This is a genomic window from Peribacillus sp. N1 (assembly GCF_054600815.1).
This window is the reverse complement of the sequence record NZ_BAAHZO010000007.1, coordinates 39,049-52,634: the sequence shown is the minus strand read 5'-3', so window position 1 is coordinate 52,634 and position 13,586 is coordinate 39,049. Positions and strand designations below refer to the sequence as shown.

Sequence of the window (13,586 nt, the reverse complement as noted above, 5' to 3'; positions counted from 1 at the left end):
ACCGCATCAAGACCTCCCCTTTCAGTCATCTCCCTAGCCTTACAGTAATCCCAATTAGCCGCCCGACGAATTACATATATCCTGTATCAAGCTAGAGAAAAACTCATGCTTTAAGAGCAATTCAAGATCGAAGTGGTGGATTTGGCGATCCAAAAGCAAATGAGAGTCCGCTAAGAGTTGACCCCCATAAATTGACAATCTCTTATTATTCTCATCTCTATTAGTGAATTATTTAAAGTCTTTCACTTCTAAATTAATACCAGCTACTTTATCTTTGATACATTAGTTAAAAAAGGTCATTTAATGTTTGTCACAATTAATTCGACATCCATAAAAAGGGGGTTGAAAGAAGAGGCATTTGGGTGTAATCTTTAAAAATAAAAAAACGGAAAGAAGATATTTAATTGAAGAAAATCATCCTCCTCTTCGCAGCAGTAGTCATTGCGAGCTCTCTCGGACATCAAATAAACGGCGGATATATGGACCCTCGAAAATCCCGCCCTAGGTATTTACATTTAAAATAAGGAATCCGCCATTTTTGAGCTGGATTCCTAATATTTTCGGAAGTATTTAATCCCATTAAATTACTCACTATCCTCATTATTTCTCTCCAATAACAGGTCACTCTCATTTGATATATAACCATCTTTTCCCGTTTTATCGATATATACGTTATAGCCCTTTTTCAGTTCGATCACGATTGGCTTTTTCACTTTTTCGTCGATATCCCATTGAATCGTTTGCAAGCTTTCGGTTTCCGTTTCATCTTTTATATCGACAAACACTCCAATTTTATCGCTTGTTCTTGATAGTACATAATTCCCCGCTGGGATCTCTGTACCGACCACATAATGACCAGGATCTTTCATGATGATTTTTTGATTTTTTTTCACGACTTTTTCAAATTCAGAAGGCTTGAATTCAATCTTCCCTTTAATCGAGAAATTTTCATTCATATATGAAGGCTCTGCATGCAGTACAGCATTTTTGTGCATTTTATTGCCAGCAACTACAGCTTCACTATCGAGAGCTTTAATATCATAATAACCCTGATCGATATCTCTCCCGACAATGATGTTTTGTGATTCCAACACCTTATAGGAAGCAGCATTATTTTCCGTATTTCTATTAGCGGCACTCATCGCTGATGGAACAATGTACACTTTATAGATAAGGAATCCGCTTATCAATACGAGTAAAGTTAACGCGGCTATGCTTTTATTTAGAGTCAAGAACGATTCCTCCATTATCCATCTTTACATACTCATCCGCTAATTCCTCCAGGTCCTGTTTATGATGACTTGTCAAAATGATGAGTGCCCCGCGTTCTTTCTCCTCTTTCAAGATTTGATAAACTTGAGTGACTCCTTCTTCATCGATTGCATTTGTTGGTTCATCCAATAATAAAATATCCGGTTTTTCAAATATAGCTTGGGCGACACTTAAACGTTGTTTCATCCCTAACGAAAACTTTCCGACCTTCATTTTTGAATCAGGATCAAGACCGACTCTTTTTATTGCCAATTCAATATCCTCATCAGTGGCGATATTCCTGATTTTTGATAATATCTTCAGATTTGTATAAGCGTCATATTGGTGCAGTAGCGAAGTGTTTTCAATAATGACACTAATATTAGCAGGAAAGGAAATATCTTTATGAAGGATTTTTTCGTCTATGGCAATTTCTCCTGAGCTTGGCATGATTAATCCTGCAATCGCTCTAAGCAGCATCGTTTTACCGGAGCCATTCCTTCCATACAAACCATAAATTTTCCCGCTGTTAAACTCATAATTGATATCATGCAAAAGTGTCTTCTTCATCTTTTTATGTAAAGAGCTAATTCGTATTTTTGTCATTGTGCACCTCGTTAAATTAAATCGATTTTCTTTAATCGTCTATAGGTTAAAACAGTTAAAATGATCGTCATTACGGTTAAAACGATATAAGCATTTACTGTTGATATTCCGCCAGTTTCAAGTACAACACTTCTTACATACATGCCGAAATTGGGAAGCAAAAAATATAAAATCCACGTCAGCTTTTGTGTAGATAATAGAACTCCGCCTAATGTAACCGAAAAAAGCACATAAACATTTATCAGCAATAAAGATACTTCCTCCGTAAAATGAAGTTCGAGTGCCATTTGAATGAAAATCAGGACAATATTGGACATCATATAAAGACCTGCTATACAAATCAATGATTGAAAATCATCATAAAAAAAAACCTGATCCTCATTATTTATAAAAGCGAAAACGATCGAGAAAAGAAGTTGAATTAACGATAATCCAGATATAAGGATTATTAAGTTCCCGATTCTTCTAAACCCAAGTTTCACCCTGCTTTTTTCCCTGATCATGAGGTAGACCCCATAACCGGAAATATATTGCCGCAAATAACCTAACGATAAAAAACTCAATCCAGAAAAGAACATATACCATGTTCCCAATACAACAAACTTATTACTGATCGGAACTCCGCTAACGATCATATATCCCGTTAAATCGGCTTTAGAGCCATCGAAATAATCAAATAGTAAAATTTGCAACAAAATGACGATCAACATCGTTAAGAAGATTCGTTTAGTCATCAGAAACACCAAATATGAAATCTTTTTTCTCGATCGCAAATAGCCCAAGTAAAACCATCACGAGAGATAGAAATAATTCTTTTCCAATCATGATTAGCGAATAATATCCTGTAATTCCGCTGCTTAATAAAGGATCGATAACATTTGCGGAGCTGGCAGGACCCCAATCAATATTCAGCTGACTCTTCATCACATATAAAAGAAAACAGATACAAAAGGTTGCTGCCGTCGCTATGATTGAATTGGAATAATCAAAAATGAAATAATAAAGCAGGCCAATCGAGAAATATATACACGTCAATAGGGCTAAATTAAGAAGAGATAAGTTCCAATAATTTGATGATATAAAGTGAAATCTATCGAATATGAAAACAGCTGCGAAATTAATCAATAAAATGATGAACGCAAAGATAAACGAACTTATAAAAACTTGGATGGTCCGTCTCCGATACATGTCGATTCTTGATGTTAAGCGAACGATAATGTGTGGATGCTCATCTTCAATAAAAAAACGATAAAATAGTAACAAAGGAACCATATATGTGATCAGTAAATTTTTAACCGAGAGATAGCCTTCTACACTCGCACTTACATCACCGATCAATGGATACGCTGGGTCTAGCTGCTTTATTTTTAAATAATGAATATTATAGGTCATCCATAAACATCCAAATAACAGAACAAGCAGCAGTGATACATATACTTTTTTTGGATTAGACTTCATCAGTTTTCACCTTATAAATGAACCCGACCGTGATGATCGCTAAAAATAGGATGGTCGATCTAAAGAAGATAAAAACGAAAGCTTCCAAGGTCACTTCGTTAAACGGTTGGATAATCATTGCTAATGAATAATTCAGTCCTAAAATTTGTGAAAACCAAATAACAAAGCTTAACGGATACGTATACTTTATATCCGGGAAACACCAACTAAGGACAGTCGCCATCCCTGCGCATAAACTAGTGTAAAACCCAAAAATGATGATATAAACCACATTGGTGACAGCAGGCATTTTGTTGGCGAGTGTATATAAAGGATTTTCCGGGGATAAATCTGGTGTCAACCCTGTATCAAATTCACCATTCATGAATACAAAATATGCAATAATCATGTTTAATAGCAAGCAACCAACCATCACTAAAAAGGAAAATGACATATTTCCCAATAACATCGTTTTATAATAAGAGTATCGCCCTTTTTTGGTCGCTACGATATATCGATAGCCTGTTTTATAGTCTTGGATATAGCTGTCAGCACACAAGATTAATAGAAAAATAGGCAAAAACCAAATAAGTAGTATTTGCATCATATGACCTAATGAACTTCCCGCTAAAAAAGTGGCTAGATGGGGCATGATCCATGACTCTAAAACATTGCCAATCAAGATAAATATGTCAATAATAACAATCGCCACAATACATAACACGATGAACTTTGTTTTTTTATTATTTGTTAATCGATAATAATAACTATTCATTTTGTCTCCCTTTAGGACGCCACCTTGTATCAACAATCATCCAAGGTGGTTTCACTATATTCATCATTTTTTATTTATTATATTCAGTGGTGTAATAAGTCTTATATTGTCCAGGTAGTATTCTCCCTGTCTCTTCATCCCAATATCCGTCTACAGTATAGGTACTAGAGCTATAATTATTATTTTCTGCCGTTAATCTTACCTTAGCGGCATTCGCACCTGCATTGCCTTTAACATAATGGTTGCGCCCACTTTTTTCACCGCCGCTACCTGCTGTAACTTTCACTGAAGGAGATACGTTCGTGCCATCGCTTCTTTCCAACCAATAAGTCGTATAAGTATTCGTACCTTCTTGTGAATGATACATTCTCACCTTCCATGTATTCCGTTCCGTAGTCGTTTGGCGATACTTTGTACGTGTATATTCGTTGCCTTGCTCTTTCTTAATCTTAAAGGAATATTCCGAATTCTCATTCCCAGCTTCAACTGAAAGCGTTCCTAACCCGATTGAGCAAGCTAAAATAGTACCTAATGCTATTACTCTTCCCTTTCTTTTTTTCATCATATTTTCTCCTGGAATTTATTTTTGAACAGATTAATGATATATGAACGGCAAGTATGTGAAGTTTCAGAATTAAAATGGGACATCCCAAATCTGACATCATGAAGAAAATGCACATGATAAATCATTTTCTAGCATCACAGCTCGGAAAAGGCACGCTCATAGCAAAAACACCGCCGATGAGGAGCAGTGTTTTGATTCGTTTTCACACAAAAAAAGGCCGTTTAACATGTAGTTAAACGGCCTTCCCCTGTTGCTATTTAGCTTTCTTTACGGTTACTTTTGCTGCTTTTCCTGTATTGCCCGCTTTGTCTTTTGCTGAGACGTATAATGCGGAGCCTGCTTTTTTCTTGCTGATCTTGATGGAGAAGTTCCCCTTACTATCAGCTTTTGCCGTTCCGATGTTTTTATTGCTGTGCTTCACGGTAACGGTTGAACCGATTTCCGCTTTACCAGTTACTGAAGTAGCTTTATCGCTTACTTCATTCACTTTCGGTGCATCCGGGGCGGTTTTATCGAGAACCGTCACGGTTGCCGCCTTGCTTTCACGTTTCGCTAAGTCTGTAGCCGTGACTGAAAGTTTAGTGCCGGCCTTTTGCTTGCTGATTTTCACTTTGAAATTCCCTTTGCTGTCCGTGTTACCTGAACCAATCACTTTTTTGGCACTATTTTTGATCGAGATTTTCATGTCCGCTTGCGATTGACCCGTTACATACGTATCTTTGTCACTTAAAGCTTTAACAGTTGGCTTGTTAGGGGTTGCACCCTTATTCACGAATACTTTGATTGATGATACTGCTAGTTTTGAAGAGTCAGAGATATTCACAGTAAGTTGCTGCGCAGCTTTTTGAACCGGAATCGTAACGCTGAACGTTCCGTTGGATGACGCCGTTCCTTTACCGAGCGTTTTGCTTCCGCTTTTCACTTCGATTATTGAACCTTTTTTAGCTGAACCAGTCAGTTTTGTTTGCGTATCCATCACAAGATTGACTTTAGCTTGTAAATCCACTGCACTAAGAGCACTGTAAGCATTCAGCCTTCCATATCCGGAGACTAAATCTTTCCCGACAGGAAGTTCTTCTTCCGGTATGATGATTTCTCCATCTTCTGGTTCATAGCCCTCATAAGGGTCTACATTATCTTCTTCTTCAAAAGCGACATATTCCGATGTCTCATGAAGGATTTCCCTTACTTCATTCACTTTCAACCCAGGGTTTCCGGATAATAATAAGGCCGTGGCTGCCGCAACATGGGGAGCTGCCATTGATGTACCATCCATGTAAGTAACATTCCCGTTAGGCACAAGACTCGGAATGGCTGTTCCCGGAGCGACCATGTCCAACTTCGATCCATAATTGGAATAGTCGGATACTAAATCAAGGGCATTGGTTGCACCGACTGATATGGCATATTTTGATGATGCAGGATAAGAAAGACCTTCCATACCATCATTACCGCTTGCTACGACAACCATTACATTCTTGGCAGCGGCATGTTTCAAGGCATATTCAATCGTCCTGCTATATTCTCCGCCCAAGCTAAGGTTTATGACCTTTGCACCATGATCCACGGCATATTTAATGCCTAGAGCAATTTTCTCATTGTCTCCATAACCTGAAGAATCCAATACCTTCACAGGCATGATTTTAGCTACTGGATTGATTCCTTGCATAGAATAACCGTTATCTGCTTTGGCAGCGATGATTCCGGATACATGTGTACCATGACCATTGTCATCGATTGCTTTTTCTTTCTTATCGATGAAATTCTTACCGGACTCCATTTCAACGACACTCTGTAGATCCGCCAGTGAATCATCGACACCTGTGTCGATAACCGCTACCAACGTATCTTTTAAATTACGTTTCTTAATAAGGTTCTGCAGTTTTTCGTTATCAATGTCCGCTCCCTTAATGCCTTCTTCCCCGCCGGCGTTATCTAAAGACCATTGATACGGAGATTGAATGTCGGCAGAAAGTGCTTTGTACGTTTTTACCGCTTCGATATATTCCACTTCTGGAAGTTTTTCGATACCGGATAGAGCTGCTGTGCTCATTTTAGCTTGGTTCTTTAACTCTACAACATACATATCATCATACAGAACCTCTTGTTGCTTAGGCGCCGATAATGTTCCATATCCTTTTCCGCTTATCTTGGATTGGACAGCGCTTAATGACTTCCCTGGTTTAAGTTTGACGATATATTTATTCTTTACATTTTTCGAAGCAGGAAGTTCGATTCCCGCTTTGCTTGCGATATCGACGATTCTCTCACCCGCAAGTTTATCAAGATTGATTTTCTTTGCAATGGCGTCCATATCCTTTTTCAATCCGGCCGGAGCAACGTCTGCCGATTTATTGAATAAGGCCTTAATCGCCTCTTGCTGCTTGTTGCTAATGACTGCCGTACTGCTTGCTCCATTTTCATTAAGATCCTCGATAAGGGGCTTAATCTCGACTAAGTGATTATAAACGGCTTCCCTTGCCGTTTTATTACCAGCCAGATGAAGGGCCAGGAATGGCGAAGCTTTATAATATAAAGAGGAAAGGGTACGTCCCTCAGACGACTTCGTGAGAACTTCATCTCTAAACACGCGGAGTGTTTTCAACATGGATTCTCCCGTTTTCTTATCATTTACACTCACTTCAACCGGGCAAGATTCTAGCTCCTCCCCTTCGTCCCCGGCAGATGGCGGCAATGTCACTGAATGCGCATTGATGGAGTATTCAGCTACATTTTCCGCATCCGGGATGGGATTTCCCTCATCATCCGTATCGCCGAAATATTCAACTTTAACATAATATGTGCCTTCCCAAGCATATGGGAAATCGACTACGGCTTTTTCATCAGGATAAGAAGAGACAATATAATTGCTCTCATCTTTTTCTGCTTTTTCTTTATCTTGATAAACGGAGATATTCAAGATTTTGTCCGAATTGACTTCGAACTCAATATGGGAGAACTTTTGTACTTCTTCTGTTGTGGGACTGATTTGGTACCATTGAACATCCGGTTTTTCAAACTTTCCGTCCAGAGTGTCCCCATTTTTAATCGCTTTTACATTTTCAATGGGTGTTGCAGCTGCAGCTTGAGAATTCAGTGGAACCATCAAGCTGAATATCAGTGCAAAAATAAGTGCACACGCCGTAATTCGACTCACATTCTTAAATTTCACGGTTTTCCCTCCAATAATTGGTTAAAAAATAACAGTACTATACCAAACTATCACACTGTAAAATTTTATCAACCAATTTTTTCCCTTTTTTATGTCAAATGCTTAATTTATTTGGCCATAGAGCTGAAAAATGATTCGCATGAACCAATTAAGCAAGATATTTGCGTTCCGATGTTCCTCTCATGACGATAGTATGCCTAATTGGTAGATTGATCGCTATTAGATTTAAATCGGTGAGAATCCTAACATGACCTAATTCCTATGGTCAGCCAATGCCACGAAAAAAAGCTGTCCCAGCAGAAAAATATGCGGGACAGCTTCCAATCATTTTTATTTAGTTTGCGACGATATTGACTAATTTGCCTGGTACGGCAATCACTTTACGAATGGTTTTCCCATCGATTTGTTCTTTGATGGAATCATCACCCATCGCGATTTCTTCCAGTTTTTCTCTCGTAGTGTCAGTCGGCACCATTAATTTCGCTTTGACTTTTCCGTTGATTTGGATGACGATTTCGACTTCGTTATCCACTAACTTAGCTTCGTCGAACGCCGGCCATGTACCGTACGTGATGCTCTCGGAATGGCCCAGTTTAGACCAAAGCTCCTCGGCAATGTGAGGTGCAACTGGTGCAAGCAGCTTTACGAAGCCTTCGATATATACTTTAGGAAGCGAATCCGCTTTATAAGCATCATTAATGAATACCATCAATTGTGATATCGCCGTATTGAATTTCAATTCCTCATAGTTCTCGGTCACTTTTTTAACCGTTTGATGATAGACTTTTTCAAGCTTGCCCGTGTCATCCGTTTCGGTCATCTTATCTGTGATCGTACCATCATCGTTGACTAATAAACGCCAGATACGGTCAAGGAATCGGCGGGAACCGTCCAATCCGTTTGTGGACCAGGCAATCGAAGCATCCAATGGCCCCATGAACATTTCGTACATGCGAAGTGTATCGGCACCATGGCTTTCAACGATATCATCCGGGTTCACGACATTCCCTTTTGATTTACTCATTTTTTCATTATTCTCGCCAAGGATCATTCCTTGGTTAAATAGGTTTTGGAATGGCTCCTTCGTTGGCACGACACCGATATCGTACAGGAATTTATGCCAGAAACGAGCGTAAAGCAAGTGAAGCACCGCATGCTCAGCGCCGCCAATATAAATGTCGACCGGCATCCATTCTTTTAATTTTTCAGGATCTGCAAGTGCTTCCTTGTTGTCCGGATCGATATAACGAAGGAAGTACCAGCTGCTGCCTGCCCACTGTGGCATCGTGTTTGTCTCACGGCGCCCTTTTCGTCCATTTTCATCCGTTACATTCACCCATTCCGATATGTTTGCAAGTGGTGATTCGCCTGTACCTGAAGGCTTGATGTCCGTAGCTTTCGGTAAAATCAATGGAAGATCTTCTTCCTTCACTGCAGACATCGTGCCGTCTTCCCAATGGATGATCGGAATCGGTTCACCCCAGTAACGCTGACGGCTGAATAACCAGTCGCGAAGACGGTATGTTATTTTCTTCGTACCGATTTCTTTTTCTTCCAGCCATTTGATCATCGTCGAAATGCCTTCTTCTTTATTCAATCCATCAAGGAATTCCGAATTCACATGAAGTCCATCGCCTGTATATGCTTCACTTGTCACATCTCCGCCAGCTACGACTTCCTTGATCGGCAAGTCGAACTTGACTGCAAATTCATAATCACGCTCATCATGGGCAGGAACCGCCATGATCGCACCCGTTCCATAGCTGATCAACACGTAATCGGCTATCCAGATCGGCATTTTTTCGCCGTTTACCGGGTTAATGGCATAAGCCCCCGTGAACACGCCTGATTTATCCTTGGCCAAGTCTGTTCTTTCTAAGTCGCTTTTATGTTTCACTTCATCTAAGTAGGCTTCAACTGCCGCCCTTTGATCAGCCGTGGTAATTTTATCGACAAACGGATGTTCAGGTGCCAATACGGCATATGTTGCACCAAATAACGTATCCGGACGAGTCGTGAACACCGTGAATGTATCATCAAAGCCATCAATATTGAAAGTAACCTCCGCTCCCTCGGAACGGCCAATCCAGTTACGCTGCATATCCTTGATGTTTTCCGGCCAATCCACATCGTTCAGATCGTCGATCAAGCGGTCTGCATACGCAGTGATACGAAGCATCCACTGTTTCATCGGGCGACGCTCAACCGGATGGCCCCCACGCTCACTTTTCCCATCGATGACTTCTTCATTAGCCAATACCGTGCCAAGTGCCGGACACCAGTTAACTGCAACTTCATCAATATATGCAAGGCCCTTTTCATATAATTTCAAGAAAATCCATTGCGTCCATTTGTAATAGTCGGGATCTGTCGTGTTTATTTCGCGATCCCAGTCATAAGAAAAACCTAGGGCTTTGATTTGGCGGCGGAACGTGTTGATGTTGTGCTCCGTGAATTCGGCTGGATCATTTCCCGTATCGATCGCATATTGCTCTGCCGGAAGTCCAAAAGCGTCCCAGCCGATCGGATGCAATACATTATACCCCTGCGCCCGTTTCATCCGTGCCAGGATATCGCTTGCCGTATAACCTTCCGGGTGCCCCACATGAAGACCTGCCCCTGAAGGATATGGGAACATATCCAGCGCGTAGAATTTGCGTTTGCCGCTTTCTTCACCCGTTTTGAATGTCTTATTGCCTTCCCAATACTTTTGCCATTTCGTTTCTATGCTTCTATGGTCAAAACTCATATGATTTCCTCCTAATTTCCGTATAAAAAACAATAAAAAACCCCTCATCCCAAAATAGGGACGAGAGGATTATGTATATCTTCCCGCGGTACCACCCACATTGGCGATAGCTAAAATCCGCCCAGCTTAAAACATCCGTAACATGGATTAAAACGCCAGGCATTACTTATTAATTCACACCCGGGACTCCAAGGCGAGTTCGCGACCGTCCCAGGTTGACTTGCACCACCCGTCAACTCTCTTTACTGGTTTAAACCGCTACTATTCCTCATCATAGTCTTTATGAGAATATTGATTTTATTTCATTCTAGTCAATTTCACCGATAATTGCAATAGCCGTACATAAACATTATCGACAGGTTTTTCATTATATATGCGAATTCAGGAAAATTCGTGCAAAAAAGGGAGCTATTCATTCATAGCTCCCTTGCTTCCATTTAATGTCGCAGTAATGTCATTTCATTCCTCAATTGATTCAACTGCTGCTTCATCCGCGAAAGCATTTCTCGTTGCTGGTCATTCGAACTGGCATACAATCGTTCCATGTCCGTCAAAGCCTCTTCGATATACCTTTGCGAATTTTGAAATTGTTCATCATCGTAATGCTCCTGCCGTGAAGCCTCGTTAAATTCAAACTCTGCAAAATGGAGAGCACCTTCACATTGCTCTAAAAAATGATCGACGGATTGTCTGGTTGCCATTTCAAACCCTCTCCTTCGCGTCTCATTTGGATGATTCGGAATCATCTTGTCTAGTTTGAGCAAATAACGGGTGGATTATCATTTTTTTTGAGCAATCAACCTTTATCCCAAAACTTCTCACCTTGATGGGAAATGAATTGCTCAATCCATTCGGCAAAACCCATGTGGAGTTTCTCGCCTTCTTCAAAATCATCGATATGGCCTTTTACCATTAAATACTCTTTATCGCCTTTAGCAACGGCTTCCCCATCAATGACGATATTATCTTGATAAATGCAGGCCACTTTATAGCATCCCTCATAGGAATTTTCATATGTGTAATTAATAATATCATCCAGGCTGTATAAATCATTTTCCCCGCCCGATTCCACATTATCGAACAGACGGCATCCATTGGTTATTTTTAAAAACTCCTTATAATCCTCGGGCAGAAGCAGTCCGGTTTTCTTTTCAAAGGAATGAATTTGTTCATCCGAAGCAGGTGAATTGAAGGTGCAAGTGGCTTTGTATATGAATCCATCTTCATTTACTTCGATCACCTGATTATTTTCGGCTAATTTCTTTTTCATTTGATTAATCGCTTCTTCAACTTGACCGGTCATGTCCATCAGCTCCCGATTGGATATAGTCATTCAAAGATATACTGGAAATAGCAGCAAAATGTTTAGCCCTCAAGTATACAGTATACGCTTATTTTTCAAAAAAAGACCTAGCTGCGAGAATGTTGTATAATATATGTTGCGATTTAATTTATTTAGGAGGTTGCTGATTTGAATCAGGCAAACCCGTTTATATATGCAACGGATAACAAACGATATCATACATGGAATTACCACCTGAGGGAACATTTTGGACATAAGGTTTTTAAAGTTGCCCTGGATGGCGGTTTTGACTGCCCGAACCGTGATGGCACCGTCGCGCATGGCGGCTGTACCTTCTGCAGTGCCTCAGGCTCTGGTGACTTTGCGGGCAGCAGGGTTGAACCCCTCGACGTTCAGTTTCAGAAGATCAGCGAACGGATGCATCATAAATGGAAAGATGGAAAATATATGGCCTATTTCCAAGCGTTCACGAATACGCATGCCCCAGTGAAAGAACTTCGCGAAAAATATGAAAGTGTATTGACCCAGGAGGGTGTCGTCGGGCTCTCCATTGCGACACGTCCGGATTGCCTTCCAGATGATGTAGTCGAGTATTTAGCCGAATTGAACGAACGGACCTACCTTTGGGTGGAGTTGGGTCTCCAGACGGTCCATGAAAAGACCGCGACGATGATTAACCGTGCCCATGATTTCGATTGCTACAAAGAAGGCGTCGATAAACTGCGGAAACACGGCATCCGCATATGCTCCCATATCATCAATGGCCTTCCTCAGGAAGATTACGGCATGATGCTGGAAACAGCCCGGGAAGTTGCCAAACTCGATGTGCAGGGGATAAAGATCCATTTACTTCATTTATTAAAAGGGACACCGATGGTCAAACAATACGAAAAAGGCCTGCTCGAGTTTCTTGACCGTGACGATTATGTCAGCCTGGTATGCGACCAGCTGGAAATAATCCCTCCAGAAATGATCGTTCACCGCATTACGGGTGACGGTCCGATCGATTTGATGATCGGTCCAATGTGGAGCGTCAATAAATGGGATGTCTTGAATGCCATTGATGCCGAATTGAAACGCCGTAACAGCTGGCAGGGAAAAAATCATCATACGGAGGTACAATAATGAAGCTTGACCGAATTTTGCCATTCGCCAGGATTCTGCTGGAAAAAGCGGTCCATCCCGGGGATATAACCATTGATTGCACGATGGGCAACGGTTTTGATACGGTCTTTCTTGCAGGACTTACAGGTGAAAACGGGCATGTCTATAGTTTTGATATTCAAAAAGAAGCAATTCAAACCACAGCGGCGAAACTAAAGGCCGAGAATTTACAAGAGTGCTGCACCCTCATTCACGATGGGCATCAACATTTGAGCAAATACATCAGGAAAGAGCATTCCGGAAAGGTCACGGGTGCCATATTCAACCTGGGCTACCTTCCTGGCGGTGACAAATCAATCATCACCCAAGCCGATACGACGATATCAGCCATTGAACAGCTATTCGAATTGCTGGCACCTGAAGGCATCATCATCCTCGTCATTTACCATGGTCATCCAGGGGGATCGGCAGAACGGGATGCATTGATGGATTATGTACAGAACTTCCCTCAACAGAAAGCCCATATCCTGAAATACGGGTTCATCAACCAATCAAACAATCCGCCATTCATTGTCGCGATTGAAAAAAGATGATGACTTTTGACACCGTTCGAACGAACGGTGT

The 13,586-nt window shown here is 40.9% G+C and carries 12 protein-coding genes and 1 other annotated feature; of the genes, 2 read left to right on the top strand and 10 right to left on the bottom strand.

The genetic code is table 11. The features are described 5' to 3' along the window. Positions 1–584 precede the first annotated feature (584 nt). The 10 genes from ACYP5M_RS22870 to ACYP5M_RS22825 form a co-directional block, all read right to left on the bottom strand. The gene (locus tag ACYP5M_RS22870; protein ID WP_434167955.1) at positions 585–1,232 is read right to left on the bottom strand and encodes a hypothetical protein; all 648 of its coding nucleotides are present in this window, start codon (positions 1,230–1,232) and stop codon (positions 585–587) included. Continuing rightward, positions 1,219–1,857, bottom strand: coding sequence for an ATP-binding cassette domain-containing protein (locus ACYP5M_RS22865; protein ID WP_459735559.1), 639 nt, complete (start codon positions 1,855–1,857; stop codon positions 1,219–1,221). Before ACYP5M_RS22865 ends, ACYP5M_RS22870 begins: the two co-directional genes overlap by 14 nt. 11 nt (positions 1,858–1,868) lie before the next feature. Further along, entirely contained in the window at positions 1,869–2,591 is a 723-nt protein-coding gene (locus tag ACYP5M_RS22860; RefSeq protein ID WP_434167957.1) for a DUF2705 family protein, read from the bottom strand. Then, complete coding sequence (locus tag ACYP5M_RS22855) at positions 2,584–3,315, bottom strand: WxPxxD family membrane protein (RefSeq protein ID WP_452445105.1); 732 nt, start codon at positions 3,313–3,315, stop codon at positions 2,584–2,586. Before ACYP5M_RS22855 ends, ACYP5M_RS22860 begins: the two co-directional genes overlap by 8 nt. Continuing rightward, positions 3,305–4,069 carry a DUF2705 family protein gene (locus tag ACYP5M_RS22850; protein WP_459735558.1) on the bottom strand — a complete coding sequence of 255 codons (765 nt, stop codon included), beginning with the start codon at positions 4,067–4,069 and terminating at the stop codon, positions 3,305–3,307. The genes ACYP5M_RS22855 and ACYP5M_RS22850 overlap by 11 nt, the downstream gene beginning before the upstream one ends. Positions 4,070–4,139: 70 nt before the next feature. After that, a complete protein-coding gene (locus ACYP5M_RS22845; RefSeq protein ID WP_434167960.1) occupies positions 4,140–4,631 on the bottom strand; it encodes a DUF2712 domain-containing protein in 492 nt (163 codons plus the stop codon). A gap of 256 nt (positions 4,632–4,887) precedes the next feature. Then, positions 4,888–7,806: a S8 family serine peptidase gene (locus ACYP5M_RS22840; protein ID WP_459735557.1), complete on the bottom strand. Its 2,919-nt coding sequence runs from the start codon at positions 7,804–7,806 to the stop codon at positions 4,888–4,890. Positions 7,807–8,140: 334 nt separating this feature from the next. Then, positions 8,141–10,555: a leucine--tRNA ligase gene (gene leuS, locus ACYP5M_RS22835; protein WP_101225555.1), complete on the bottom strand. Its 2,415-nt coding sequence runs from the start codon at positions 10,553–10,555 to the stop codon at positions 8,141–8,143. 53 nt (positions 10,556–10,608) lie between these two features. Beyond that, positions 10,609–10,839: a binding site (T-box leader), on the bottom strand. A 153-nt stretch (positions 10,840–10,992) separates the two neighbouring features. Beyond that, positions 10,993–11,256, bottom strand: coding sequence for a DUF2524 family protein (locus ACYP5M_RS22830; RefSeq protein ID WP_101225556.1), 264 nt, complete (start codon positions 11,254–11,256; stop codon positions 10,993–10,995). 95 nt (positions 11,257–11,351) lie between these two features. Beyond that, on the bottom strand, positions 11,352–11,858 hold the full coding sequence (locus ACYP5M_RS22825; protein WP_063234889.1) for an SMI1/KNR4 family protein: 507 nt from the start codon (positions 11,856–11,858) through the stop codon (positions 11,352–11,354). Between the two features lie 168 nt (positions 11,859–12,026). Between ACYP5M_RS22825 and ACYP5M_RS22820 the strand changes: the two genes are divergently transcribed. Both ACYP5M_RS22820 and ACYP5M_RS22815 read left to right on the top strand, forming a co-directional pair. Beyond that, the gene (locus ACYP5M_RS22820; RefSeq protein ID WP_459735556.1) at positions 12,027–12,983 is read left to right on the top strand and encodes a TIGR01212 family radical SAM protein; all 957 of its coding nucleotides are present in this window, start codon (positions 12,027–12,029) and stop codon (positions 12,981–12,983) included. Beyond that, on the top strand, positions 12,983–13,555 hold the full coding sequence (locus ACYP5M_RS22815) for a tRNA 5-(aminomethyl)-2-thiouridylate-methyltransferase MnmM (protein WP_260359137.1): 573 nt from the start codon (positions 12,983–12,985) through the stop codon (positions 13,553–13,555). Before ACYP5M_RS22820 ends, ACYP5M_RS22815 begins: the two co-directional genes overlap by 1 nt. Positions 13,556–13,586: the final 31 nt, after the last annotated feature.